This window comes from Serratia sp. BNK-10 (genome assembly GCF_047456065.1).
GTDB lineage: Bacteria > Pseudomonadota > Gammaproteobacteria > Enterobacterales > Enterobacteriaceae > Serratia > Serratia ureilytica.
The window spans coordinates 2,373,010-2,398,374 of the sequence record NZ_CP179894.1 but is presented as its reverse complement, the minus strand read 5'-3'; the positions used below and the strand labels follow the sequence as shown (position 1 = coordinate 2,398,374).

The following is a 25,365-nucleotide window of genomic DNA, read 5'->3' as shown; positions in this document are numbered from 1 at the left end:
GTGCGATCTATACTCCTTGGATGCCGTTTCGCCGCACCGCGCCGGCGAACGAGGGGGGAAAGATGCACATCGACGACGATTTGACACGCTTTGCCGCGTTAGGGGCGCCGCCCTTACCGCCGGGAGCCCGGCAGGGTTATATTGACCACGACGGCGCGCGTATTTGGTATGCCGCCTATGGCGACGGACCGGCGGTGATCCTGTTGCACGGCGGCCTGGGCCACAGCGGCAACTGGGGGTATCAGCTGCCGGCATTGCGGGCCGCCGGGTACGGGGTGTTGCTCATCGATAGCCGCGGGCACGGGCGCAGCACGCGCGACGCCCGGCCGTATCGTTACGATCGGATGGCCGATGATCTGTTGGCGGTGATGGCGGCGCTGCAAATACCCCACGCCGCGCTGGCGGGCTGGAGCGACGGCGCTTGCGTCGCGCTCATCGCCGCCCATCAGGCGCCCGGGCAGGTGGACGGCGTTTTTTTCTTCGGCTGCAATATGGACGCCAGCGGCGTTAAACCGTTGGTGCCCAGCCCGATCGTCGAGCGCTGTTTTGCGCGCCATGCGCAGGACTATGCCGCCTTGTCGCCGACGCCGGACGATTTCGAGGCGTTCGTCGCCGCCGTGAGCCTGATGATGAGCAGCCAGCCGGACTACCGCGCACAGGAATTGGCGGCCATTCGCGTACCGGTGACGATCGTTCACAGCGAACACGATGAATTTATCCGCGCCGAACATGCCGCCTATCTTAGCCGCAGCATTCCCGGTGCCCGTTTGACGACGCTGCCGGGCGTCAGCCATTTCGCGCCGCTGCAGCGGCCCGCGCTGTTCAACCGCGCGTTGCTGGATTTTCTCGCCGATGTGATGTGCCGCGGCCGGCGCAAAGAAAACGGGCGCCAAACGGCGCCCAAGGCATGACAGGTTAGAAATCGACCGTAGCCTGCAGGCTCAGGCTGCGCGGTTCACCCTCAATCACGCGTAAATTACCGGCGCTGGAGGCATAGTACTCGCGGTTGAACAGGTTTTTCACATTCAGTTTCAGCTGGGTATGTTTCCCAAGCAGCTTGCTGTCCCAGGCGACAAAGGCATCCGCCACGGTATAGGCCGGCATGGTGAAACTGTTCTCCGGATCGCCGGCTCGGCGGCCGACGTAGCGCGCGCCGCCGCCAATGCGCACCTCGCCGGGCACCACCGGCAATGTCATGCGGCGGCTGAGGTACAGGCCGCCCATGTTGGTTGGGGCGTTGACCAGCCGATTGCCGACGTTGTCCGGGTTGAGGTTGTCTTCGACAATTTCGGTCTTGTCGTAGCTGTAGTTGGCGGTGAGATCCCAGTTGCGCGCCACTTCCCCGTTCAACTCCAGTTCGACGCCGGTGGAGCGCGCTTTGGGGATGCTGCGGGTCACGCCGTTGATAAAGATCGACATGTTGCTTTCATCAATGCGATAGAGCGCCAGCGTGGCGTCAAACGCCGGGGTGATCTGCCATTTTCCGCCCACCTCATAGGTGGTGCCGGTTTCCGGCGTGGCGACGTCGCCATTGTCGTCGATGGCGGTGGACGGCGTGAACGAACGGCTGTAATTGCCGTACAGCGACAGGCTCGGCGTCAGCTTATACACCAACCCCGCCTGCGGCAAAAACTGGTCGTCTTTGTCATTGAGCGTATTTTTTGGTTTCTGGAAACCGTTGCTGTTGTTCTGGTAATACGACTGATAGCGCGCGCCCAGCACCGCGATCCATTGATCGGTAAGATGAATGCTGTCCTTGGTGTACAGGGAACGGCTGAACAGCGTGGCGCGCAGGTTGCTTGACGCGTCGCTGTAGGTGGTGCTGTCGGTGATCGGCGTTTCGCCATACACCGGGTCGTACATGTTGAAGGTCTTCGAGACCTTGCCGCGGTAGGAATAGGCCTTGTAGGTCTGATTTTTCTCGTAGTCCACGCCCAGCAGCAGATCGTGCTGCATGCCGAACAGCTGCGGCGAACCGGTCAGATCCCAGGAGTAATAGTGGGTTTGATGATTGAAACCGCGGTTGGCGTCGGCGCGGCGCGAGACGATGCCGGTCGTGGTGTCGACCGCGGTGGCGCGCACTTCGTTGCTGTCGTAACGGCGTTGCAGCCAGGCGTAGTTGAAGCGGGTCGTCCAGATCGGATCGAGCGCGTACTCATAATGGGCGTTCAGACGTTTGTTCTTGCCCCAGGCATGGTTCGCGTAGTCATCCAAGCGGCGGTTATAGGGCACATCGACCGGTTTGCCGTCGATAAATGCGGTGCCGCGATCGTAAGGAATGTCGTACTTGTATTCGCTGTAGGCGATGTTAAAGGAAGCCTGGTCGCCGAACCAACTGAGCGAGGGGGCGATCAGCGTGTGTTCGTCGCTGCCGAAATTGCGCCAGTAATCTGCGTGCTGGCGTTCGGCGATCAGGCGAAAGGCGAAGCCGCCGCCCAGCGGGCCGGTCACATCGACGCTGCCGCTGCCGCCGCCAAAACTGTTGGTGGCGCCGCTGATGCGGGTGTTCCAGTCATACTGCGGTTTTTTGCTGATCAGATTGATGACGCCGCCGGGGCTGAGGATGCCATACAGCAGCGACGCGGAACCTTTCAGAACCTCGACGCGATCGGTGGTGGCGTCCATGCTCAGCCCTTGGTTGCTGCGCACGCCGTCGATGAAGACCGAGCCGTCGGAGTTAACCCCGAACCCGCGTTTGACGAAGCCATCCTCCGTGCCGCCGAGCGTGTTGCCCTGGGTGACGCCGCTGACGAACTTCATCGCATCATTGACGCTTTTGACCTGGAAGTCGTCAATGACCTGAGAGGTGACGACGCTGACCGATTGCGGCACCTCGGCGAGCGGCGCGGCGGTCTTGCCGGCGGTCGAGGCGGTGTCGGCGCTGTAGCTGCCGGAAGGCTGGGCCGCGGCGGTCACCGTAATGGATTCCTCCGTTTTTGCGCCGGGCGCGGCGGCGATCGCCAGCGCGGGGAACAAACCGGCAATCAGGGGCAGCGTGCGAAGAACGTGATTTTTATTTCTTTTAGTGGGGTGGCGAAGAACTGACTGGTGCATATAATTCCATGAAAAAAATAATAAATAGTAACGATTATCATTATAATTATCATTTATAGGTTTTGAATAGAGGGGAATGCCGGCATCCCTTCATTGCACGATTTAATTTTGTCATTAGGTAAAAAGACGGCGATTTTTCCGGTAAAAAGTCGGATGGATGGCAATAACGATCGCAGTGACGGGAGGGACGCGGCAGTTTGTTCGCCGGAAGGGTGATTCCTGTCAATATATTGATACACAAATATATTTTCCCTTGATGAATAAACAGGTGTCCGGGCAGGCAAAACTGGCAATAATAGGCGGGTCGGCCGTTTATCTTCGCCTCACCGCCGACGGTTGTGACGCGAACAGACTGTCACTTTATGCTAGCGGAAGTCTCTGGATCCAAGATGCAAACCACCTCGTTGTCCGATACCCGGAAAATCTGGCCCGCGCTCATCATTTTTTTGTTGGTGTTCACCCTGTGTCTGCTGGGCATCGTGAGTCGCCCCGGCAGCTTTCTGGCGATATTCTGGCCGGTGAACGCCGTACTGCTGGCCGTTTTGGTGCGTCGGCCACAGTGGGCTACGCGAGCCGGCTGGGGCATGGCGGTGCTGGGCTATCTGGCGGCGGATCTGTTGACCGGCAGTTCGCTGCAAAAGACGCTGCTGCTGAACGTCGCCAATCTGACCGGCGTCGTGGTGGGGTATCTGTTGTTCATGCGGCTGTCGCCGCCGGCGCGCATGTTGCAACGCGGCACGTCCAGCATGTACCTGTTCGGCATCTGCCTGGCCGCCGCCGCCGCGACCGGCGTGGTGGGCGCCGTAACTTCGCAGTGGCTGTTCGGCAGACCCTATCTGACCTCGCTGGCGCTGTGGTTCTCGTCCGAATTCACCAATTACGTCACGCTGATGCCGTTTATTCTGGCGTTTCCCGGCGATTGGCGACGTCGCCTTGCGGCGGCCGGCGCCATGTTCACCCAGCGCAGCCAATGGCCGCGGGCGGGGCGAAAACTCACGGTGTTGGCGCTGCTGTTGCTGGCGGCGGTGTGCAGCGTGCTGATCGGCGGCCCCGGGGCGGTGATCTTTCCCATGCCGGTGCTGCTGTGGCTGGCGATGTCCTTCTCACTGTTCTGCACCATGATTGCGGTGCTGATCTATGTGCTGTGGTGCCATCTGGCTATCGATTTCGGGCTGTTGAGTTCGACGCTCGACATGAAGGTGTTGCAAAACGCGGTATCGATGCGTTTGGGCATCGCGCTGCTGGCGCTGGGGCCCATCGCCGTGGCCAGCATGAACTATGCGCGCAATGCGCTGCTGCGCACGCTGGAGCACGTGGCGAATCACGATGCGTTGACGCACGTGCTGACGCGCAATGCGTTTATGCAGCGCGGCGAACGGTTGATAGACCAAAAGGGCGAGCTGGTGTGCGTCATGATGCTCGATATCGACTATTTCAAATCGATTAATGACCGTTTCGGCCATGCCGGCGGCGATCAGGCGCTGATGGCTTTTACCCGCGCGATCGCCGCCGATCTGAGCGTCGGTGACCTGTTCGGCCGCATGGGGGGCGAAGAGTTCGCCATCGTTTCGACGCTCGGCCAGCCGCAGCAGGGATGGCAATTGGCCGAACGCCTGCGGCAACGCATCGAAACGGAGTCTATCCTCATGCCGGCCGGGCATCCGCTGCAGATCACCGTCAGCATCGGCATGGTGACCTGCCCGGGCGGTTCCGGCCAAAGCCTGGCGGATCTGCTTAAGCTGGCGGATCTGGCGGTGTACAAAGCGAAAAACGCTGGCCGCAACCGGGTCGCCACACCGGAATCGTCTCCGCCGGCCTGTCACGGCCGCTGAACTTCCGATCCGCGCTGCGTGCCTGCGGTCTAAACTGGTAAGGGACGCGGGCATTTCCGCCTGCGCCGAACCGACTGTCCTTAATCAGACAAGAGGATGCCAGAATGAAATACGTAGACGGGTTTGTGGTGGCGGTGCCGGCCGCCAATAAGGAGGCTTATCACCGGTTGGCGGCGGCGGCAGCGCCGCTGTTCAAAGAGTTTGGCGCCACGCGCATCGTGGAGTGCTGGGGCGATGACGTGCCCGATGGCAAGCTCACCGACTTTCGCGGCGCGGTGAAAGCCCAGGAAGACGAAGTGGTGGTGTTCAGCTGGATAGAGTACCCCTCCAAAGCGGTGCGCGACGCCGCCAATGAGAAAATGATGAACGATCCGCGCATGAAAGCGCTGGGCGAGATGCCGTTCGACGGCAAGCGCATGATCTTCGGCGGTTTCGCGCCGATCCTCGATGCGTAAAGGAGGCGCAGATGGCCAGAATTACGCAACATCTGTGGTTTGAAAAAGACATGGAAGCGGCGCTGAATTGCTATGTCGCGCTGATCCCCGGATCATCCGTGAACTGGTTTTCCGACCTGCCGGCGGATACGCCGAGCGGCCCGGCCGGCAGTGTGAAGCTGGCCGCCTTCACGCTGGGGGACCAGCGCTACGCGGCGATCGAAGCCGGGCCGCTGGATCCGTTCAATCACAGTTTCTCCGTGATGGTGGAATGTGACGATCAGGCTGAAGTCGACAGGCTGTGGGATGCGTTGAGCGAGGGCGGCGAGGCGGAGCAGTGCGGCTGGCTGCGCGATCGCTGGGGGCTGTGCTGGCAAATTGTGCCGCGGCGCCTGACGGAGTTGATGAACGATCCCGACGCCGCCCGCGTGCGGCGGGTAACGGAAGCGATGCTGCTGATGGGCAAAATCGACATCGCCGGGTTGGAAGCGGCGGCGCGCGAGTAGCGCAACGCTCACAGAGGGAGAGAACGGATGCACCGAGAACGGCACAGTATTGAACGCATCGGCTGGCTGCGGGCGGCGGTGCTCGGCGCCAACGACGGCATCGTTTCAACGGCCAGCCTGCTGCTGGGCGTCGCGGCGGCCAACGCCTCGCATTCCGCGCTGATGATCGCCGGCGTCGCCGGGTGGGTGGCCGGCGCGATGTCGATGGCCACCGGCGAGTATGTGTCGGTCTCGTCGCAGGCGGATACCGAAAAGGCCGCGCTGGCGGAAGAGCAGGCGGAGCTGCTTGAAGACTACCCGGGGGAGTTTCGCGAACTGACGTCAATCTACGTGCATCGCGGTCTGGATCCGGCGCTGGCCCGGCAGGTGGCGGAAAAGCTGATGGCGCATGATGCGCTGGAGGCGCACGCGCGCGACGAACTGGGCATTTCCTCCACCACCCGCGCCCGGCCGCTGCAGGCTGCGTTGGCGTCGGCCCTGAGTTTCTCCCTCGGCGCGCTGTTGCCGCTGCTGGTGGCGATGTGGGTGCCGGTCGCCTGGACGCGGCCGGCGCTGGTGGCGTCGGCGCTGATTTCCCTCGGCGTTCTCGGCGGCATCGCCGCGAAAACCGGCGGGGCGCCGATCTTGCCGGGCGTGGCGCGCATCCTCATCTGGAGCGCACTGGCGATGGCGGTTTCTTCCGGCGTCGGCCTGCTGTTTGGCGTGACGGCCGGCTAACGTCGCGCTTGCATCAATCTAGTGCACCTCAAGCTCAGAATTTATCATTTGTCAGCCGCCGGCGTTCGCGGCAAGGTGACGGCAACGCCAACATCAGTCAGGGACACTTATGCAGAAATCACAGATCCTATCGTGGGTCGCCCAGCATCCGCTGTTGCAACGCATGGTCGCGCTAGAGCCGATCACCTGGTTCAATCCGCGCGCGACAACGCTGGCCGCAGGGTTGCCCCACGTCGGGTTGACCGCCGCCGACGTCGCCGACGCGGAGCAGCGCCTGGCGCGTTTCGCGCCTTATCTTGCCGCGGCCTTCCCGGAAACCCAACCGACAAAGGGGATCATCGAATCCGAGCTGGTGGCGATCCCGGCCATGCAGCTCGCGTTGGATCGGCGCTATGGGCAGACGTTGGGCGGGCGCCTGCTGTTGAAAAAGGACAGCCATCTGCCGATTTCCGGCTCAATCAAGGCGCGCGGCGGCATCTATGAGGTGCTGACGCATGCGGAGAAACTGGCGCTGGAGGCGGGGCTGCTGCAGATCGGCGACGACTACGCCCGGCTGTTTTCCGACGAGTTCCGTCAATTCTTCAGCCAGTACCGCATCGCCGTCGGATCGACCGGCAATCTGGGATTATCCATCGGCATCATCAGCGCCCGGTTGGGGTTTGACGTCAGCGTGCACATGTCGGCGGACGCGCGGGCGTGGAAAAAACAGAAGCTGCGCGACAATGGCGTGACGGTGGTGGAATACGCCGAAGATTACGGCGTGGCGGTCGAACAAGGGCGCAAACAGGCGGCGGACGATCCGAGTTGCTTCTTTATCGATGATGAAAACTCGCAAACCCTGTTCCTCGGCTACGCGGTGGCTGGCGGCCGCCTGAAGCGGCAGTTTGCCGAACAGGGCATCGTGGTGGACGCGCAGCATCCGCTGTTCGTTTATCTGCCGTGCGGCGTCGGCGGCGGGCCGGGCGGAGTCGCCTTTGGCCTCAAGCTGGCGTTCGGCGATCATGTTCACTGCATTTTCGCCGAACCGACCCATTCCCCTTGCATGCTGCTCGGCGTCTACAGCGGGTTGCATGACGGCATTGCGGTGCAAGATCTCGGCATCGACAACCGCACGGCGGCGGACGGACTGGCGGTGGGGCGCGCCTCCGGTTTTGTCGGCCGGGCGATGGAGCGCCTGCTGAGCGCGTTTTACACCCTGAGCGACGAAGAGATGTTCGCGCTGCTCGGGCTGTTGGATTGGCACGAGCATATCCAGCTGGAACCCTCCGCCCTGGCCGGCATGCCCGGGCCGTGGCGCGTTACCGCTCACGCGCGGCAGCTCAGGGAGCAGGGCGTGAGCGCGGAGAGCCTGGCCCAGGCGACGCATCTGGTATGGGCGACCGGCGGCGGCATGGTGCCGACGGCGGAAATGGCGAAATACCTCGCGGCCGCGCAAACGGCGCCGTGAGTCAATAGCGCCGAGGCTTGCGCTCGTTTCCTGTTTTTAGGCGGCGAGCGCGGTTTGACAGGCGCCGGTTCCCTCCGGCCCAGGGTCAACGTCAGACCGGGCGCTCATGATGTTTTTAAAATGTTAACAAAATCACAACTCCCCATGCCGCAGTCACGGCTTAAATCTCCATATCCAATTAATAGTAAATAAAATTATTTTATTTACCGCTTTCTGATGTTCGTTTATCGCACGCTTATTTTTTTAACAATATTGAAGCATTCGCCGTGGGGTGGTTTGATTTGATTGTCGATTAACGAACTATATTCCGATAATCGCACAAATTAACCCTCTCGCCGGCTCGCAGCCGGCTGTTCCGTGCGGCGAGGTTTGCCGCACTCTCTGAGGAGCAAGCCATGCCGCATGATAACAACGTAGAAATTCGAGGGTTTATCGATAACCAGCCATTTTCTCGCTACCAGTGGTTGATACTGGCTTTGTGTTTTTTGGCGGTTGCGCTGGACGGTTTCGATACCGCCATTATCGGCTTCATCGCCACGTCGCTGGTGCAGGAGTGGGGAATAGACAAAACCGCGCTGGGGCCGGTAATGAGCGCCGCGCTGGTCGGTCTGGCGGTAGGCGCGTTGGCCGCCGGCCCGTTGGCGGATCGCATCGGCCGCAAGAAAGTGCTGGTGATTTCGCTGCTGCTGTTCGGCGGCTTCAGCCTGCTGACCGCCTTCGCCGGCTCGCTTTCGACGCTGACGCTGCTGCGTTTTTTGACCGGGCTGGGACTGGGGGCGGCCATGCCGAACGCCGCCACGCTGATGTCGGAATATGCCCCTCAGCGCTGCCGAGCTCTGATGGTGAATCTGATGTTTTGCGGTTTCCCTCTCGGTTCGTCGCTGGGCGGTTTTTCTTCCGCCTGGCTGATCCCGCATTTCGGCTGGCAGAGCGTGCTGGTGCTGGGCGGCGTTATGCCGTTGCTGCTGGCGCTGGTCCTGATCGCCGCCTTGCCTGAATCCGTGCGCTTCATGGTCGCGCGTGGCTATGCCGCAGAGCGCATCGCCAAGGTGCTGAAGCGCATTGCGCCGATCCGAATGACGCCGCCGCCGCGCTTCATGTTGCAGGAAGAGGGGCAGGTAAAGGCAGCGTCGCCGCTGGGCATGATCTTTTCGCGTCGCTATCTGCTGGGCACGTTGATGCTGTGTCTGACTTACTTTATGGGATTGATGATCTTCTATCTGCTGACCAGTTGGCTGCCGCTGCTGATCCGTGAAACCGGCGCCTCCGTTACGCAGGCGTCGCTGATCACCGCGCTGTTTCCGCTCGGCGGGGGGCTCGGCGTATTGATTATCGGTTGGTTGATGGATCGCATGAACCCGCACAAGGTGGTGGCCGTCGGCTATGTGCTGACCGGTTTGTTCGTCGGCATCATCGGCTATGTCTATACCTCTCCGCTGCTGATGGCGCTCACGGTGTTCATCGCCGGCACCTGCATGAACGGCGCCCAGTCATCCATGCCGGCCCTGGCGGCCGGGTTCTATCCCACCCAGAGCCGGGCGACCGGCGTAGCCTGGATGCTCGGTCTCGGGCGTTTTGGCGGCATTCTGGGGGCGATGAGCGGTGGCGTGCTGATGCAGATGCAGCTGTCGTTCAGCACCATTTTCACGCTGTTGGCCATCCCGGCGCTGATCGCGGCGCTGGCGCTGCTCGCCAAACACCTTTCCGGCGGCTACCCGGCGCTGCCGGCGCCGCTCAACAAAATGCTATGAGGGAGTCATGCTATGCGCACACAGGTTGTGATCATCGGCGCCGGTCCGGCCGGTTTGATGTTGTCCCATCTGCTGCACCTGCAAGGTGTGGAATCGGTGGTGTTGGAAACGCGCAGCCGGGAGGCGGTGGAATCGACCATTCGCGCCGGGGTGCTCGAACAGGGGACCGTCGATCTGCTCGAGCAGACCGGATTGGGGGAGCGGATGCGGCGGGAAGGGGCGCGGCATCAGGGGATCCGCTTGGCGTTCGGCGGCCGGCAGCACCGCATCGATCTGGCCGGATTGACCGAGCGCGCCGTCACCGTTTATGCCCAGCATGAAGTCTTGAAAGACCTGATCGCCGCGCGTCTGGCGGCGCAGGGCCATCTGTTTTTCGAGGTGGAGCAGGTTGAATTGAAGGCGCTGGACAGCGCGCAGCCCGAGGTTCACTACCGTCATGGCGACCAGCCGCGCCGGCTCCGCTGCGACTTTGTCATCGGATGCGACGGATTCCACGGCATCAGCCGCGCGGCGATGCCCGGCGGACTGCGGCAGGATTACACCCGCACCTATCCGTTCGGCTGGTTCGGCATTCTGGTCGAAGCGCCGCCGTCCAGCGAAGAGCTGATCTACGCCTGCCATCCGCGCGGTTTTGCGTTGATCAGCACCCGTTCGCCCGGCGTGCAACGCATGTATTTTCAGTGCGATCCTGCGGAACAGGTCGATCAATGGTCGGACGATCGTATCTGGCGCGAGTTGGAGCAGCGGCTGGAAAACCATGAAGGCTGGACGCTGAAAAAGGGCCGCATATTTCAGAAAAACGTGGTGGGCATACGCAGCTTCGTTACCGAACCGATGCGCTACCGGCGCTTGCTGTTGGCGGGCGACGCGGCGCATATCGTGCCGCCGACCGGCGCCAAAGGGTTGAATCTGGCCATGGCCGATGTTTGCCTGTTGTCCCAGGCGCTGGAGACGTTTTACCGGCGAGGCGACTGGCAACGGCTGGACGATTACAGCGACACCGCCTTGCAGCGGGTCTGGCGCGCCGAGCATTTTTCCTGGTGGATGACCCACATGCTGCATACCCGGCGGGAAGACACGCCTTTCGAACACCGGCTGCAACTCTCAGAGTTGCAGTACACGGTGAAATCGCGCAGCGCCATGACGATGCTGGCGGAAAATTATGTCGGGGCGCCATTCCCGGCGATATAAGCGAAAACGCCCATGCCGTTCGGCATGGGCGAGAAGGGGCGCCACCGCCCCTGAGCTGCGGCGGTTACAGCTGTTCGCCGTTGCTGGCGATCACCCGACGATACCAGTCGAAGCTTTTCTTGCGCGACCGTTCCAGCGTGCCGGTGCCGTCGTCGTGTTTATCGACGTAGATGAAGCCGTAACGCTTGCTGTACTCGCCGGTAGTGAACGACACGCAGTCGATGCAGCCCCACGGCGTATAGCCGATCAGGTCTACGCCGTCTTCAATCACCGCTTTTTTCATCTCTTCGATATGGGCGCGCAGATAGTCGATGCGATAGTCATCGTTGATCTGGCCATCCGCTTCCACCTTGTCGAAGGCGCCGAAGCCGTTTTCCACGATAAACAGCGGCTTCTGGTAACGTTCATACAGCACGTTCAGCGAATAGCGCAGCCCGACCGGATCGATCTGCCAGCCCCAGTCGGAGGCTTTGACGTGCGGGTTCGGCACGTTGCCCGGGAAGCCGAACATGCCGTCGCTGCCGTCCACCGCGTTGGCCTGCAGCGCATTGCTCATGTAATAGCTGAAGCCGATGTAATCGGTGCAGCCCTCGCGCAGGATCTGCGCGTCCTGCGGCTGCATCTCGATCTTCAGCCCTTTGCGTTCCCAGTCACGCAGCAGGTAGCTGGGGTAGTAGCCGCGCATTTGCACGTCGGTATACAGATAGCGCTGGTGCATCGCTTCCACGGCGTACATCACGTCGTCCGGCTTGCAGGAATAAGGGTAGAACGGCACGCAGGCCAGCATGCAGCCGATCTTGAATTCCGGGTTGATCTGATGGCCGAGTTTGACCACCTGCGCGCTGGCGACGAACTGGTGGTGCAACACCTGGTACAGCGTCTGCTCGGGGTTGTCTTCCTGGGTATAGTCCACGCCGGAACAGCAGTAGCCGAACAGCGGGTAGCGGTAGTTGCTCTGGTTGTTGATTTCGTTGAAGGTCATCCAGTACTTCACTTTTTCGCGATAGCGGCGCATCACCACTTCGCTAAAGCGCACGAAGAACTCCACCACCCGGCGATTTTTCCAGCCGCCGTAGGCTTTCACCAAATGGTAAGGCATTTCGAAGTGGGACAGGGTGATCACCGGCTGGATGCCGTATTTCAGCAATTCGTCGAACAGGTCGTCGTAAAACTGCAGGCCGGCTTCGTTCGGCGTTGCTTCGTCGCCGTTCGGGAAAATGCGCGTCCAGGCGATCGAGGTGCGAAAACACTTGAAGCCCATCTCGGCGAACAGCGCCACGTCCTGCTTGTAGCGGCCGTAGAAGTCCACCGCTTCGTGGTTGGGATAGCGATAGCCGTCGAGCACGCCGTCGGTCATCACGCGATCCACGCCGTGCGAACCACCGGACAGCACGTCGGCGATGCTTGGCCCTTTGCCGCCCTGATCCCAACCGCCTTCAACCTGGTGCGCGGCGACCGCGCCTCCCCACAGAAAATCTTTCGGCAACTGTTTCATCGTCAATGTCTCATCTTATTTAATGAAGGGTAATAACGTTCGCGTTGCCAATAGAGTAACAAGACCGAAAGAAATGTCACGATATAACAAATCGCCGTAAAACGTGATTTGTCACAATAAAAAAACAGCCTGTTTTATTTTATCGCGTTCATTCTTCCCAGGCGCTTGCCGATGGTTTCAATAATATAAAGCACGGGGATTTGCGTAGTAATATTATGATGATCGCCGATCAAGTGTTGCGGGACGTGATAAGACAGGTTGAAGTCCGCCAGCCGCGCCAGGGAAGAGGTTTCGTTGTTGGTGATGCTGATGATCTTACAGTGGTGCAGGCTGAACTGGCTGGCCAGCCGCAGGATCTCTTCGGTTTCGCCGGAAACCGACAGCATGATCGCCACCGCGCTTTTATACATATCGCTGTTGACGGGATAATAAGGATCGTCGATATGAGTGCTGAATTTTCCAACGTTGGAAAAGAAACGCGCGCCATATTTCCCCAGGGCGCCGGAGGTGCTGATGCCGACGAAAATAATTCGCTCGGCGGCGGCGATATGCCGCACCGCTTCATCGAGCAACTGATTAAATTCATCGTTGCTGACGCTTTTAAAAAAACTGAGAATTTCGCCGATGCCGGAATCGACCGGCGGCGCATCGGTTTGCTCCAGGTACAGTTTGAAACGGATGCGAAATTCCGAATAGCCGTCACACCCCATTTTTTTGCAAAATCGCAGCACGGTGGTGGTGGACACGCCGGCGGCCTCGGCCAGTTCGCGGATGGTCATGTACATCACTTGATTCTTGTGTTTGCTGACGTAGTTATAAACCATCAGCTCCAGGGCGTTGAGCGCGGCGATTGCTTTGTGGGTAAACATGAGTCGATCCGGCGGCTGAAAACGGGAAGCGTATCTGCGGGTTAACATAGCAAAATTCCCCGCCGCTGGCACTGCCGAACAAAAAAGAAAAGCCGCACCAGTCAGGGGCGGCCCAGGGTTCACGACGAACAAATAAAGCAAAACGTTCCGGAAGACATGCCATGAAAACGCTTTTCATCACACAGGGTTAGCATAGGTCAGCTTACTCCGACGGCAAAATGCCGGTTTCTGCTTTCTAAAGCCAAAGCGCGGCAAAGGCTACGGCGTCTCGGGCTTATCTTCGGACCAGCGGGCGGCGTTGACGTCCACCTTACCCGGCAGCAGTCCGATGGCGGTGAATTTATCCGCCAACTGCTGCTGCTGTCTGAACACCTCCGGCGACATGCGCTGGCTGCCGAACGGCATGCGGGCGATGGCTCTGGCCCAAATCGCCTGATCCAGGCCGGTGCTCTGAGCGAGGATCGCCGCCGCTTCCTGCGGATGGCCGTTGGCCCAGTCGCTCAGCGCGCCGAGCTGTTGAATCACCTGCTTGGCGCTGTCCGGGTAGGTTTCGGCAAAGCGGCGGCTGGCGAGATAGAAGGTGTAGTGCGGCACCAGACCTTCCGCATCTTTCAGCCGGCGGGCGTTGGCATGGGTTTCCACCTCGGCGTAGTAGGGATCCCAAATCACCCAGGCGTCGACGCTGCCGCGCTGGAAGGCGGCGCGGGCATCGCTCGGCGGCAGATAGACCGGCGTGATGTCCTTGTAGCTCAAGCCGGCCTGTTCCAGCGCGCTCACCAGCAGGTAATTGACGTCCGACCCTTTGTTCAACGCCACGCGTTTGCCTTTCAGATCGGCCACGGAGCGGATCGCCGAATCCTGCGGCACCACGATGGCTTCGGTTTTCGGGCTGGGCGGCGAATGCGCCAAATAAACCAGATCGGCCTTGGCGGCTTGCGCGAAGGCCGGCGGGGCGTCGCCGGTCGCCGCCAGATCGATGCTGCCGACGTTCAACCCTTCCAACATCTGCGGGCCGGCGGGGAATTCTATCCAGCGAACCTTGACGCCCTGCGGCTCCAGGGTTTTCTCCAGCGTGCCGCGGTATTTCAGCAGCGCAAAAATGTTGGCTTTCTGGTAACCGATGGTGATTTGTTGCGGTTTCTCCTGCGCGCCGGCCGGCAGGCTAAACAGGCCGAGCAGCAGGGCGGCGATCAGCGGCGTTGTGAGTTTTCTCATCCTGATTTTCCGATAGGCGAAGTGAACGGTAGCGATGACGCGCTGGGCGTAACGCCATGAAACGGCATTTAAATTTTCCTGCGGCGGGATAAGGGCGATGATAATGAGCGGCGCAGTGGCGTGTAAAGCGCCCGCTTATGCTGAATAATGCCTTGCTTAGCCATAAATCAGCTTAAGCGGGAGAGGGTGAGCTCGACGTTATGCCGCGTCACGCTCGCGCGAACGCGCCAGCAACAGCGGAACCAACAGATAGAGGGCGGCGGCCAACGCCCAGACCAGGCCCGGCCAGACATCGCGCGTGGCGGCGTACAGCGCCGTCGCCACCAGCGGCCCCGCTACGCCGATCAGGCTGCCCATGCTGGCCAGCGTCCCTTGCAGCTCGCCCTGATGATCGTCGTCCACCTTTTGCGCCATTAACGCCTGCAGCGCGGGCAGCGCCATACCGCCCGCCGCGAAGAACGGCAGCAAGGCGAAAGGTGCCCAGCCGCGCGTGGCGATCGACAGCAGCGCCAGGCCCATTGCGTCGGCGGCCAGGCCGATCAGCAGCGCCTTGCGTTCGCCGAGCCGCGCGACCAGCGGGCCGATGGCGAAGGCCTGCGACAGCGCATGGCAGGCGCCGTAACCGGCCAGCGACAGGCCCGCCACCATCATGCTCCAGCCGAAACGATCCTGACCGTATAAAATCCACAATGTGGCCGGCGCCTGCGAAACCAGCGCCATGATCAGGTAAATGCCGACCAGCGGCAGCAGGCCAGGCTTGCCGTGCAGCCGTCGCAATGACGAAAAGGGATTGAGGCGGATTTTCTCGGCGGCGCGGGCGCGCGGTTTATGCGATTCCGGCAGCAGGAAAAACGCCATCGCCAGGTTGACGGCGTTCATCGCCGCCGCCGCCAGGAAGGGCGCATGCAGATGCCACTCGCCCAGCGAACCGCCGAGCAGCGGGCCGACGATAAAACCGACGCCGAATACCGCGCCCACCAGGCCGAAACGCCGCGCGCGTTGACCGGCCGGCGTAATGTCGGTGACGTAAGCGGTGGCGACCGCCATGTTGGCGCCGGTGATGCCCGCCAGCAACCGGCCCAGATAGAGCCAGGCCAGCGTCGGCGCGAACGCCATCAGCAGATAGTCGGCCGCCGCGCCGGCGAGCGAGATGAGCAGCACCGGCCGCCGGCCGAAACGATCGCTCAGCGCGCCGAGGATCGGCGAGAACAGAAATTGCATTAACGCATAGGCCGCCAGCAGGGCGCCGTAGTGCAGGCTGCCGGCGTCAAGACCGCCCAGCGAACGTAACAACGCCGGCAGAATCGGCATGATCAGACCGATGCCCACCGCATCCAGCAACACCGTCAACAAAATAACCAGCATGGGTTTTTTCAAAATTGTGACTCTAACAGTGATAGAGTATTGAGTATTCCACAGTTACCCTATCAGTGATAGAGAGATGAGCGAAAAAAATACTGCGACACGTTTAACGCGAGAAACCGTCCTGCGCGGGGCGCTGGCGTTGCTGAACGACATCGGCATCGATGCCCTGAGCACCCGCCGCCTGGCGCAACATTTGGGCGTGCAATCTCCCACGCTCTATTGGCATTTCAAGAACAAGGCCGAGCTGCTGAAGGCGATGGCGGAAACCATCATGCTGGATCACCGTGAAGAGGTGCCCGCCGACATGCCCTGGCAGGATTGGGTTGTCACCAATGCCGGCAACTTCCGTCGGGCGCTGCTGGCTTACCGCGACGGCGCGCGTCTGCACGCCGGCACCCGGCCGCAGGAGCCGCAATTCGCCGTCATTGAGGCCAAGGTGGCGCTGCTGTGCCGGGCGGGGTTGACGCCGGAGCGCGCGGTAAACCTGCTGTTCGCCGTCGGGCGTTTCGTGGTGGGCTGGGTGCTGGAGGAACAGCAAATGCAGCCTGACGATCCGCTCAATGACGCCGACCGCCGCCGTTACCCGCTGCTGTGCCAAGGCTGGGAAACATTGCAGGAGAAGGGCGCGGATGCGCTGTTCGAAGCCGGTGTGCGGCTGTTGGTCGACGGCGCCGAGGCCGGACTGGCGATCGACAATAATCACGGGCGGCAATCATAAAAATGCGCTTATCTATCGGAAATTTATAGAAAATACCCACTTTTCGTTAAAGCCATGGCGGCTACATTCCCTTAACATCGTCAAGTCTTTTGATGATAATTATTAGCACGCTGCGCAATTATTCACCGCAGTGATGTTACGGATTAAATCCGTTTGTTTAAGGGATAGTTTCACCATGGAAATCAACGTTAATGGCCGGGTGGTTCCACTCGGCAATCTCGAGCCCGACACGCCGCTGCTGTACATTTTACGCAACGATCTGCACTTGAATGGCCCCAAATATGGCTGCGGCCTGGGGGAGTGTGGCGCCTGCACGGTGCTGATCGACGGCGTCGCCGCGCGTTCTTGCTCAATGCCGCTGGCCGCCGTAGGAAGCAAGTCCGTCACCACGCTGGAAGGCCTGGGCACGCCGGAGGCAATGCATCCGGTTCAGCAGGGGTTTATCGATGAGCAGGCGGCGCAGTGCGGTTACTGCGCCAACGGCATGATCATGACGTTGGTCGCGTTGTTCGAACGCGAGCCGGATGCAGATGAACAAACCATCAAGAAAGAGCTGGCCTACAACCTGTGCCGCTGCGGCACCCACCTTGAGATCTTGCGCGCCGCCGAGCGCGCCCGCGATCTGCTGGCTGCGCGGAGGCAAGCATGAGCCGCCTCGAACTGACCCGCCGACAGTTGTTGCAAGCCGGCGGTGTGGTGATGGTCAGCAGTCTGCTGCCCGCGCCGTTTAACGCCTTCGCCGCCGAGGCGGTTGCATCGCCTGCCGATCTGCCGCTGGATCGGGTGGACAGCTTTATCAGCCTCACCGCCGACGGCCGGGTGACGGCCTTCAATGGCCATGTCGATCTCGGCACCGGCATTCGCACCGCGCTGGCGCAGATCGTCGCCGACGAAATTTGCGTGCCGTTCGAGCACGTCACGATGATCCTCGGCGATACGCAACGCACGCCGGATCAGGGGCCGACCATCGCCAGCGCCACCATCCAGGTCACGTCGGTGCCGCTGCGGCAGGCGGCGGCGCAGGTGCGACATATGCTGACGGCGCTGGCGGCCAAAGCCTTCGAACTGCCGGCCGACCAGCTGACGGCGGCGGCGGGACAGGTGTTTGTGACCAAGCACCCGGGGCGTTCCTTGAGCTATGCGCAACTGGCGAGCGGGCAAAATCTGCATGTGACGCTGGATAAAAACGTGCCGCTGAACGGTGAACAGCAGGGCCGCTATGTCGGCCGCGCCGTCGCCCGGGTCGATATTCCGGCCAAGGTCAGCGGGGGGCTGACCTACGTGCACGACCTGCGCTTGCCTGGCATGCTGCATGGCCGGGTGGTGCGCCCGCCTTACGCAGGCGCCGACAGCAGCGCGCCGCTGGGCGGCGGCCTGTTGTCGGTGGATGAAAGTTCGATCGCGCACCTGCCGGGCATCGTGAAACTGGTGGTGATCAACGATTTCATCGGCATTGTGGCCGAGCGCGAAGAGCAGGCGATCGCCGCCATGCGCCGGCTGAAAACCGAATGGAAACCCTGGGCCGGCCTGCCGGACCTGTCGCCGGAGGCGCTGCCCGCCGCGCTGGAAGCCAACCCGAAAACCGACCGCGTGCTGCGCGATGATGCGGGCACGGACGAGGCGTTGGCATTGCTGCATACCGAAGTGCAGGCGGACTATGTCTGGCCTTACCATCAGCACGCCTCAATCGGCCCCTCCTGCGCGGTAGCGGAGGTCAAAGACGGGCGGGCGCAGGTGTGGTCCGGCACGCAAAACCCGCACGATCTGCGCAAAGATATCGCCAGGCTGCTCGAGTTGCCGTCTGAGCAGGTGCACATCACCCGCATGGAAGCCTCCGGCTGCTATGGCCGCAACTGCGCCGACGACGTCTCGGCGGACGCGGCACTGTTGGCGCGGGCCACCGGCCGCCCGGTGCGGGTGCAGCTGATGCGTGAACAGGAATCCGGCTGGGAGCCTAAGGGCACCGGCCAACTGATCCGGGTGCGCGGCGGCCTCGACGCGCAAAATCGGGTGGCGGCTTACGAGTTGAAAACCAGCTATCCCTCCAACAATGCGGTGACCTTGCCGCTGGTGTTGACCGGCAAGGTGGCCAACCGGGCCGACGTGCAACAGATGGGCGATCGCACCGCCATTCCGCAATACGCGTATCCGCACATGCGGGTGATCTGTCAGGACGCCGCGCCGATCGTGCGGGCGTCGTGGATGCGCGGCGTTTCGGCGCTGCCCAACGTGTTCGCCCATGAATCCTGGATCGACGAGCTGGCCTGGCGCGCCGGCGAGGACCCGATCGCGTTTCGCCTGCGTTACCTGAACGATCCGCGCGCGGTGGCCTTGATTGAGGCCCTGAAGCGCCAGGCTAACTGGCAAGACGGCCCGGCGCACCGCTCGCGCGCCGCCGGGGCCGAAGTGGTGAGCGGCCGCGGCTTCGCCTATGCGCGCTATTTCCACAGCAAATTCCCCGGCTTCGGCGCCGCCTGGGCGGCCTGGGTGTGCGATCTCAGCGTCAATCGCCTTTCCGGGCAGATCACGCTCAATAAAATCTTCGTGGCGCATGATTGCGGCCGGATGATCAATCCGGCCGGGGTGCGCCATCAGGTGCACGGCAACATTATCCAATCCGCCAGCCGGGTGCTGAAAGAGTTTGTGACCTTCAATGCGTCGGGCGTGACGTCATTGGACTGGGGCGGCTATCCGATCCTGCGCTTTGACGAATTGCCGCAGATCGATATCCAACTGATCGACCGCCCGGACGAAGCGCCGATGGGCGCAGGAGAGTCCGCCTCGGTGCCGAGTGCGGCGGCGATCGGCAACGCGCTGTTTGACGCCCTCGGCGTGCGCCTGCGCGAGGTGCCGTTCACACCGGCGCGGGTGCTCGCCGCGCTGCGCGCTCAGGCCGGCCATTAACCCCCCGTAACGAACAAGGACAGCAAAGATGAGTAAGATGAAAAAAATCGTCGGGTGGGGCGGCGTCACGGTGATCGCTGTTGTGGTCGCCGGCGTGGTCGCCAGTTGGCAGCCGGAGATTGCGCCGCTCGCCGCCGATGCGACCCACAGTTTCAGCGAGGCGCAGATCGCGCGTGGCAAAACGTTGGCCGATCTCGGCGACTGCGCCGTGTGCCACACCCGTGCGGGCGGCGAGCGCAACACCGGCGGGTTGGCGATGGAGATCCCCTTCGGCACCATTTACACCACCAACATCACACCGGACGTGGAAACCGGCATCGGCAGCTGGAGCTACGCGGCGTTCGAACGCGCCATGCGCCACGGCGTCGATCGCCAGGGCCGCTATCTCTATCCGGCGTTTCCCTATACCGCCTTTACCCGCACCCGCGACGACGATCTGCAGGCGCTGTACGCCTACCTGATGTCGCAGCCGCCGGTCAAGTACCGGCCGCCAGCCACCGATCTGCACTTTCCGTTCAACATTCGCCAGGGCATCTTTGCCTGGAACCTGCTGTTCCTGACGCCGGGCGCGATGCCGGAACAGGCGACCCAAAGCGCCGACTGGAACCGCGGCGCGTACCTGGTCGAAGGACTGGGGCACTGCAGCGCCTGCCATTCGCCGCGCAACGTGTTGTTCGGCGAGAAAACCGGCGGCGAGCACCTGGCCGGCGGCGTGGCGGAGGGATGGACGGCGCCGGCGTTGACCGGCCGCTCGCCCGCGCCGCTCGCGTGGACGCAGCAGGATCTGGTTGATTTCATGCGCACCGGCTACTCGGCCAACCACGGCGTCGCCGCCGGCCCGATGGCGCCGGTGATCGAAGAAGGGCTGTCGCGCTTGCCGCAGGCCGATCTGCAGGCGATCGCCGTCTATCTGCGCAGCTATCATCCTGAAGCGGCGGCGGGCGCTACGGCGACAACGTTAAACGCTCAGGCGGAACGGCAGGTGGAGCCTCTGAGTTCGGCAGGGGCGCGGCTGTTTTCCGGCGCCTGCATGGCTTGCCATGCGCAGGAAAAAGGCGCGCAGATGGCGGGGGTGCGGCCGTCTCTGGCGCTGAACACCAACCTGTTCGCTGACGCGCCGGACAACGCCATTCGTGTGGTGCTGGACGGCATACAGCGGCCGGCGAACGCCGAGCTGGGCTATATGCCGGGCTTTCGCCATAACCTGAATGACGCGCAGATCGCCATTCTGCTCAACTACCTGCGGCAGCATTACGCCGGTCAGGCGCCGTGGCCGGACTTGGCGGCGCAGGTCAGCCGTTTGCGCGCCGAAACCGCGCAGAAATAGCCGCCTGGGGCTGGACAGCCGCGCCGCGTTGACGACAATAGACCTTTTCACATGGACAGAGGCAGTAAAATGAATACGTTAGACGCGATCCGCCAACGCCGCGCCACCAAGCAGTTCGATACGCAGCACGTGATGACGCTCGAAGAGAAAAAAGCGCTGTTGAACATTGCGCTGCAGGGCGCTCCCAGCGCGTTTAACCTGCAGCACTGGCGCCCGCTGCTGATCGAAGATCGCTCGCAGCGCGAGAAAATTCGCGAGGCGGCGTGGGGGCAGGCGCAGGTGACCGACGCGTCGATGCTGGTCGTGCTGTGCGGCGATCTGTCGAGTTGGGAATCGAAGGTAAAAACCGTTTGGGCCGACGCGGCGGAGCCGGTGCAGCAGTTCATGATCCCGGCCGTCGATCAGTATTATCGCGGTAAACCGCAGGTGCAGCGCGACGAAGTGATGCGCAGCAGCGGCATCTTCGCCCAGACGTTGATGCTGGCGGCCAAGGCGCAGGGCTACGACTCTTGTCCGATGGACGGTTTTGATTTCGACGCGGTGGGCGAGATTATCAATAAGCCGGCGCATTATCAGATCGCGCTGATGGTCGCTATCGGCAAGGCGGCGGGGCAACCTTACCCGCGCATCGGCAAGCTGCCGTTCGACGAGGTGGTGAAAACCGATCGCTTCTGAGCTGAACGGTGAATGACAAAAGGGAAGGCTTGCGCCTTCCCTTATTTTTTTATGACGCACAGTTCGTTCCAGTAACTGAAACGGATGCGCCGTTGCAGGCGGTGATGCCACATAGAACACTCCTTCTACCCTACACGGTTTAAATAAATAGCACCGCGCCGAACACAAGGCGAATGCCTTATTGTGCATAGCTTGCCCGTCGGACGGGATTAACCGATTTTACCGGCCCGGTGCGCGGCGGGCGCCCATCGCCAGCCGAAGTTCATGCCCGCGGCCGCGCCGAGAATGGCCAGCGTGCCCAGCAGCTGCAACAGGCTGAGACGGTGCCCGAACGCCGCCCAGTCCACCACGATCGCCACTGCCGGGTAGATAAACGACAGCGCGCCAACCAGAGCGGTGGGGATTTTCTGGATAGCGCCATAGAGCAACGTGGACATCACCCCGGTATGCACCAGGCCGAGGGTCGCCAGCAGCAGCCAGTCGAACGGTTCTGCGGGAAGGCGGGCCAGACCGGCGAACGGCGCCATCGCCAGCGCGCCGACGGTCAGTTGAATCAACACGATGAGCTGCGGCGGCAACGCGGCCAGCTGTTTGACAATCGCCGCCGCCAGGGCGTACATCAGGGCCGCACCGAGCGCCAGCGCTACGCCCAGCAGATAGTCGCCATCGCCGCCACCGCTCTGCCGGCCGGTGACGATCAACACCATCCCGGCGAACGCCAGCAGAAGCCAGCCCAGCCGATTAGCCGTCAGTTTTTCGCCGAACAGCAGCGCTCCCAGCGCCACCAACATAAACGGTTGAACATGGTAGGTCACGGTGGCGACAGCGATCGAGGCATGCGCATAGGCGGCAAACAATAGCGTCCAGTTGAGCACCAGCGCGAGGCCCCCCAGGACGGCGAAAGCCAGCTGCCGCCGGTTGATGGCGCCTGATTTCAGTTGCCCAAGCGCGGCGCAGGTGGCCAGCATCGCCAGCGCGCCGAACGCGCAGCGCCAAAACACCACCATGGCGGGCGGCTGCCCTAACACGATCACCGGCCAACCGACGGTGCCGGAGATCGTCATGGCGAGGATCATTTGCACTGCGCCGCGCGTTTTCGTTTTCATGTCGTTTCCCTCGCGGCCTGACCGTACTTGTGGTGAAGTCGCTTAATCATTAAAATGAACAATCGAACATTATGATGAACATGGTTGACGGCGTTCGTCAAGTCGAACAAATGAATGGTATAACGAACAATGAGCGAGAGCCTAATGCAGAACATCACGCCGATCGGCCTCTTGTCGGCGGCAATCCGCCGTGAGCGGGAGCGATTGAACCTGTCCGTCACCGAACTGGCGAAGCGCGCGGGTATCGCCAAGTCCACGTTGTCGCAGCTCGAAGCCGGCAGCGGTAATCCCAGTCTGGAAACGCTGTGGGCGTTGGCGATGGCGCTGGATGTGCCGGTCAGCCGACTGATTTCGCAACCCAGCAGGCAGGTGCAAGTGATCCGCGCTCATGAGGGGACCGCGGCGGTGTCAGAGCAGGGCAACTACGCCGCCACGTTGCTGGCCACTTGTCCACCGGGCGCGCAGCGCGACATTTACCGGCTGCGGGTGCAGCCCGGCGAAGTCAAACTTTCCCGGCCGCATCCGCCGGGCACCGTCGAGCATGTGATCATCAGCAGTGGACGGGCGCGCCTCGGGCCGGCGGATCAGCCGCTGGAGCTGAGCGCCGGGGATTACATCAGTTACTCCGCCGATCGCGAGCACGTTTTCGAGGCCCTGGAGCCGGAGACCACCGCTGTGATGCTGATCGAGCAGGGCTAGCACGGCGTTGACGGTTCGTTTATTGAAAATGATTCTCAATTATATTAGTGTGCCCGCCTGTTTTGACGCCGGGGCAGGCGCGTAGCCCGGCGTCGCCGTTTGTTGCCCTTCAAGGACCGAAGATGAAAATCGCTATTCCTTCCATACTGTTACTCGCCGGTTTGACGGCGACGCACCCGGCCACCGTGTTGGCCGCTGCACCGCCCGCCGCGGCGGATCAGGGCCAGAACGACACGGCCAACAACGATTTCAGCTTCGTGCGTTATCGCGCGGATTATCGCGTTAACGCCAACGCCACTAACGTGAAGACGGAAAGCTACGAAGTGTTGCTGAAAACCAAGGCGGCGGTCGAAAAATTCAGCCAGATCCGCCTGAGCTACAGCGAGAAAATGGAAACGCTGGAGGTGGTCGCCGCCTATACGCTGACCGCCGACGGCCAGCGCCACGATGTGGCGCCCGATCGCATCTATACCCAGGAAAGCTATTCCAGCGCCACGGCGCCGCTGTATGCCGATCGCAAGGTGCGCGTCATCGTGTTCTCCAATCTGGCGCCGGGCTCGCGCGTGGTGTACGAACTGCGCCGCACGCAGAACACCCCGTATTTCCCTGACTATTTCGGCCTGTGGGAGACCTTCAGCGTTTTCGATCAGTTCGACGACGCCGAAGTGACCCTGCAGGCGCCGGCCAAGCTGCCGATGCATATCTTCACGCGCGGCGTCGAGGGCGGGGACCAACCGCAGATCCGCAACGGCCAGGCGCACTGGCGCTGGCATTATTCGCGCAGCGCGCCGATGAAGGCGCAAAACTGGGCGGCGGACAGCTGGACCTTCAGCCCGACCATCATGGCCAGCACCTACCGCGAGTGGCCGCAGTTGGCCAAGGCCTACCAGCTGAAGGCCGGCGCGGCGGCGAAGGTGACGCCGGGCATTCAGGCGCTGGCGGACAATATCACCGCCGGTATCAGCGATCGGCGCGAGCAGGCGGAGGCCCTCTATCGCTGGGTGGCGCAAAACATTCGCTACGTGGCGGTGTACCTGGGCAACGGCGGGCTGGAGCCGAATTCGGCGCAGAGCATTCTCGATAACCATTACGGCGACTGTAAGGATCACGTGGTGATCCTGGAGGCGCTGCTCGCCGCCAAAGGCATTGAAAGCTCGCCGGTGCTGATCGGCATGGATGAAGGCCCGATACTGCCTAAAGTGCCGCTGCTTGGCCGCTTCAATCACGCCATCACCTACGTGCCGGAATTCAAACTGTACCTCGATTCCACCAATCCCTGGGCGCGTTTCGGGCAACTGCCGGAGGGCGATTTGGGCGCGCCGGTGCTGCTGACGCGCGACGCCAGGCTGGCGCGCACGCCGGGCAGCGATGAGCAGCCGGTCAAGAGCGCGCTGAACGTCGATTTCGTGTTCGACAAGGCGGGCAATCTGCGCGGACAGACCGAGCGCCGGCTGAGCGAAGTGGAAGAAATTGACCTGCGGGGCTACTTCTCGCAGATCAACCGTCAGAATCGGGCGCAGGCCGAAGCGACAATCATGTCCGCTTCCGGCATCGACGGCAACGGCGAAGTGGCGATGAACAGCGATCCGCTGGATCTCAAAAAGCAGTTCGGCTATCGCTTCCGCTTCAAGGCGGACGACTACGTCGATTTCGGCGTGGTGGGCGGCATGACGTTGCCCAACCCGCCCGGCGGCAAATCGTTCCGCACGCTGTATACCACCACGGCGGCGCCGGGCAACGAAACGCCGTTCTACTGCACCGCGCAGCGCTACGACGAAACCTACCGTCTGCAGCTGCCGGCCAACGTGCCGATCATCGCTATTCCGAAAGATCGGCAATTCCGCAATGCGGCGGGCGACTATCGCGTCGAGTGGCGGCGCGACGGGCAGCAGGTGACCGTCAATCACCGCCTGCAGGTGAACGCCATTCGCGGCAAGGAAGCGCTGTGCCAGGCGCAGGATTACCCGGCGTTCCGCGAGCTGTTCCAGCAGGTGCGGCGCGGTTTCCGCGGCCAGGTGGTGTACGGTGAATTGGCCAACGGCAAATAAGCCGATGCCCCG

21 protein-coding genes are annotated in these 25,365 nt (G+C 61.9%); 15 read left to right on the top strand and 6 right to left on the bottom strand.

Annotated elements, in window-relative coordinates:
* Nucleotides 1–62 precede the first annotated feature (62 nt).
* On the top strand, nucleotides 63–911 hold the full coding sequence (locus ACMGG9_RS11700; protein WP_414162217.1) for an alpha/beta fold hydrolase: 849 nt from the start codon (nucleotides 63–65) through the stop codon (nucleotides 909–911).
* 4 nt (nucleotides 912–915) lie between these two features.
* On the opposite strand, the gene ACMGG9_RS11695 is transcribed toward ACMGG9_RS11700, so the two are convergent.
* A complete protein-coding gene (locus ACMGG9_RS11695; RefSeq protein ID WP_414162216.1) occupies nucleotides 916–3,054 on the bottom strand; it encodes a TonB-dependent siderophore receptor in 2,139 nt (712 codons plus the stop codon).
* A gap of 389 nt (nucleotides 3,055–3,443) precedes the next feature.
* On the opposite strand from ACMGG9_RS11695, the gene ACMGG9_RS11690 reads away from it, so the two are divergent.
* From ACMGG9_RS11690 to ACMGG9_RS11660, 7 genes are all read left to right on the top strand, one after another.
* Complete coding sequence (locus ACMGG9_RS11690) at nucleotides 3,444–4,886, top strand: sensor domain-containing diguanylate cyclase (protein WP_182074787.1); 1,443 nt, start codon at nucleotides 3,444–3,446, stop codon at nucleotides 4,884–4,886.
* A gap of 104 nt (nucleotides 4,887–4,990) precedes the next feature.
* Nucleotides 4,991–5,341, top strand: a complete 351-nt coding sequence (locus tag ACMGG9_RS11685) for a DUF1428 domain-containing protein (RefSeq protein WP_025302905.1) — start codon at nucleotides 4,991–4,993, stop codon at nucleotides 5,339–5,341.
* A gap of 11 nt (nucleotides 5,342–5,352) precedes the next feature.
* A complete protein-coding gene (locus ACMGG9_RS11680) occupies nucleotides 5,353–5,826 on the top strand; it encodes a VOC family protein (RefSeq protein WP_042784572.1) in 474 nt (157 codons plus the stop codon).
* Nucleotides 5,827–5,853: 27 nt separating this feature from the next.
* Nucleotides 5,854–6,543, top strand: a complete 690-nt coding sequence (locus ACMGG9_RS11675) for a VIT family protein (RefSeq protein WP_047026078.1) — start codon at nucleotides 5,854–5,856, stop codon at nucleotides 6,541–6,543.
* Between the two features lie 109 nt (nucleotides 6,544–6,652).
* Complete coding sequence (locus ACMGG9_RS11670) at nucleotides 6,653–7,990, top strand: D-serine ammonia-lyase (RefSeq protein WP_147880482.1); 1,338 nt, start codon at nucleotides 6,653–6,655, stop codon at nucleotides 7,988–7,990.
* 395 nt (nucleotides 7,991–8,385) lie between these two features.
* Nucleotides 8,386–9,741 carry an MFS transporter gene (locus tag ACMGG9_RS11665; protein ID WP_414162215.1) on the top strand — a complete coding sequence of 452 codons (1,356 nt, stop codon included), beginning with the start codon at nucleotides 8,386–8,388 and terminating at the stop codon, nucleotides 9,739–9,741.
* Nucleotides 9,742–9,753: 12 nt separating this feature from the next.
* On the top strand, nucleotides 9,754–10,932 hold the full coding sequence (locus ACMGG9_RS11660) for a 4-hydroxybenzoate 3-monooxygenase (RefSeq protein WP_046687085.1): 1,179 nt from the start codon (nucleotides 9,754–9,756) through the stop codon (nucleotides 10,930–10,932).
* Nucleotides 10,933–10,996: 64 nt separating this feature from the next.
* Here the strand turns inward: ACMGG9_RS11660 and ACMGG9_RS11655 are convergent, their stop codons facing one another.
* From ACMGG9_RS11655 to tet(41), 4 genes are all read right to left on the bottom strand, one after another.
* The gene (locus tag ACMGG9_RS11655) at nucleotides 10,997–12,433 is read right to left on the bottom strand and encodes a 6-phospho-beta-glucosidase (RefSeq protein ID WP_101453003.1); all 1,437 of its coding nucleotides are present in this window, start codon (nucleotides 12,431–12,433) and stop codon (nucleotides 10,997–10,999) included.
* 128 nt (nucleotides 12,434–12,561) lie between these two features.
* Entirely contained in the window at nucleotides 12,562–13,296 is a 735-nt protein-coding gene (locus ACMGG9_RS11650) for a MurR/RpiR family transcriptional regulator (RefSeq protein ID WP_033643147.1), read from the bottom strand.
* Between the two features lie 258 nt (nucleotides 13,297–13,554).
* On the bottom strand, nucleotides 13,555–14,511 hold the full coding sequence (locus tag ACMGG9_RS11645; RefSeq protein WP_046687083.1) for a sulfonate ABC transporter substrate-binding protein: 957 nt from the start codon (nucleotides 14,509–14,511) through the stop codon (nucleotides 13,555–13,557).
* Nucleotides 14,512–14,709: 198 nt separating this feature from the next.
* The gene (tet(41), locus tag ACMGG9_RS11640; RefSeq protein WP_414162214.1) at nucleotides 14,710–15,876 is read right to left on the bottom strand and encodes a tetracycline efflux MFS transporter Tet(41); all 1,167 of its coding nucleotides are present in this window, start codon (nucleotides 15,874–15,876) and stop codon (nucleotides 14,710–14,712) included.
* Nucleotides 15,877–15,952: 76 nt separating this feature from the next.
* Between tet(41) and tetR the strand changes: the two genes are divergently transcribed.
* From tetR to ACMGG9_RS11615, 5 genes are all read left to right on the top strand, one after another.
* Nucleotides 15,953–16,594: a tetracycline resistance transcriptional repressor TetR gene (gene tetR / locus ACMGG9_RS11635; RefSeq protein ID WP_033643144.1), complete on the top strand. Its 642-nt coding sequence runs from the start codon at nucleotides 15,953–15,955 to the stop codon at nucleotides 16,592–16,594.
* Between the two features lie 175 nt (nucleotides 16,595–16,769).
* Nucleotides 16,770–17,243, top strand: coding sequence for a (2Fe-2S)-binding protein (locus ACMGG9_RS11630; RefSeq protein ID WP_197751986.1), 474 nt, complete (start codon nucleotides 16,770–16,772; stop codon nucleotides 17,241–17,243).
* Nucleotides 17,240–19,498 carry a xanthine dehydrogenase family protein molybdopterin-binding subunit gene (locus tag ACMGG9_RS11625; protein ID WP_308383354.1) on the top strand — a complete coding sequence of 753 codons (2,259 nt, stop codon included), beginning with the start codon at nucleotides 17,240–17,242 and terminating at the stop codon, nucleotides 19,496–19,498. The genes ACMGG9_RS11630 and ACMGG9_RS11625 overlap by 4 nt, the downstream gene beginning before the upstream one ends.
* A 28-nt stretch (nucleotides 19,499–19,526) precedes the next feature.
* Complete coding sequence (locus ACMGG9_RS11620; protein ID WP_353440398.1) at nucleotides 19,527–20,825, top strand: c-type cytochrome; 1,299 nt, start codon at nucleotides 19,527–19,529, stop codon at nucleotides 20,823–20,825.
* A 69-nt stretch (nucleotides 20,826–20,894) separates the two neighbouring features.
* Entirely contained in the window at nucleotides 20,895–21,500 is a 606-nt protein-coding gene (locus ACMGG9_RS11615) for a nitroreductase family protein (RefSeq protein WP_033650353.1), read from the top strand.
* Between the two features lie 209 nt (nucleotides 21,501–21,709).
* Here the strand turns inward: ACMGG9_RS11615 and ACMGG9_RS11610 are convergent, their stop codons facing one another.
* A complete protein-coding gene (locus ACMGG9_RS11610) occupies nucleotides 21,710–22,606 on the bottom strand; it encodes a DMT family transporter (RefSeq protein ID WP_414162213.1) in 897 nt (298 codons plus the stop codon).
* Between the two features lie 129 nt (nucleotides 22,607–22,735).
* On the opposite strand from ACMGG9_RS11610, the gene ACMGG9_RS11605 reads away from it, so the two are divergent.
* A complete protein-coding gene (locus tag ACMGG9_RS11605) occupies nucleotides 22,736–23,305 on the top strand; it encodes a helix-turn-helix domain-containing protein (RefSeq protein ID WP_072627621.1) in 570 nt (189 codons plus the stop codon).
* Between the two features lie 122 nt (nucleotides 23,306–23,427).
* A complete protein-coding gene (locus ACMGG9_RS11600) occupies nucleotides 23,428–25,353 on the top strand; it encodes a DUF3857 domain-containing protein (RefSeq protein ID WP_033650356.1) in 1,926 nt (641 codons plus the stop codon).
* Nucleotides 25,354–25,365: the final 12 nt, after the last annotated feature.

Excerpts from the sequence above, each read along its gene's own strand:
- ACMGG9_RS11700 (WP_414162217.1), top strand. The coding sequence starts at position 63 with ATGCACATCGACGACGATTTGACACGCTTTGCCGCGTTAGGGGCGCCG.
- ACMGG9_RS11695 (WP_414162216.1), bottom strand. The coding sequence starts at position 3,054 with ATGCACCAGTCAGTTCTTCGCCACCCCACTAAAAGAAATAAAAATCAC.
- ACMGG9_RS11690 (WP_182074787.1), top strand. The coding sequence starts at position 3,444 with ATGCAAACCACCTCGTTGTCCGATACCCGGAAAATCTGGCCCGCGCTC.
- ACMGG9_RS11685 (WP_025302905.1), top strand. The coding sequence starts at position 4,991 with ATGAAATACGTAGACGGGTTTGTGGTGGCGGTGCCGGCCGCCAATAAG.
- ACMGG9_RS11680 (WP_042784572.1), top strand. The coding sequence starts at position 5,353 with ATGGCCAGAATTACGCAACATCTGTGGTTTGAAAAAGACATGGAAGCG.
- ACMGG9_RS11675 (WP_047026078.1), top strand. The coding sequence starts at position 5,854 with ATGCACCGAGAACGGCACAGTATTGAACGCATCGGCTGGCTGCGGGCG.
- ACMGG9_RS11670 (WP_147880482.1), top strand. The coding sequence starts at position 6,653 with ATGCAGAAATCACAGATCCTATCGTGGGTCGCCCAGCATCCGCTGTTG.
- ACMGG9_RS11665 (WP_414162215.1), top strand. The coding sequence starts at position 8,386 with ATGCCGCATGATAACAACGTAGAAATTCGAGGGTTTATCGATAACCAG.
- ACMGG9_RS11660 (WP_046687085.1), top strand. The coding sequence starts at position 9,754 with ATGCGCACACAGGTTGTGATCATCGGCGCCGGTCCGGCCGGTTTGATG.
- ACMGG9_RS11650 (WP_033643147.1), bottom strand. The coding sequence starts at position 13,296 with ATGTTTACCCACAAAGCAATCGCCGCGCTCAACGCCCTGGAGCTGATG.
- ACMGG9_RS11645 (WP_046687083.1), bottom strand. The coding sequence starts at position 14,511 with ATGAGAAAACTCACAACGCCGCTGATCGCCGCCCTGCTGCTCGGCCTG.
- tetR (WP_033643144.1), top strand. The coding sequence starts at position 15,953 with ATGAGCGAAAAAAATACTGCGACACGTTTAACGCGAGAAACCGTCCTG.
- ACMGG9_RS11630 (WP_197751986.1), top strand. The coding sequence starts at position 16,770 with ATGGAAATCAACGTTAATGGCCGGGTGGTTCCACTCGGCAATCTCGAG.
- ACMGG9_RS11625 (WP_308383354.1), top strand. The coding sequence starts at position 17,240 with ATGAGCCGCCTCGAACTGACCCGCCGACAGTTGTTGCAAGCCGGCGGT.
- ACMGG9_RS11620 (WP_353440398.1), top strand. The coding sequence starts at position 19,527 with ATGAGTAAGATGAAAAAAATCGTCGGGTGGGGCGGCGTCACGGTGATC.
- ACMGG9_RS11615 (WP_033650353.1), top strand. The coding sequence starts at position 20,895 with ATGAATACGTTAGACGCGATCCGCCAACGCCGCGCCACCAAGCAGTTC.
- ACMGG9_RS11610 (WP_414162213.1), bottom strand. The coding sequence starts at position 22,606 with ATGAAAACGAAAACGCGCGGCGCAGTGCAAATGATCCTCGCCATGACG.
- ACMGG9_RS11605 (WP_072627621.1), top strand. The coding sequence starts at position 22,736 with ATGAGCGAGAGCCTAATGCAGAACATCACGCCGATCGGCCTCTTGTCG.
- ACMGG9_RS11600 (WP_033650356.1), top strand. The coding sequence starts at position 23,428 with ATGAAAATCGCTATTCCTTCCATACTGTTACTCGCCGGTTTGACGGCG.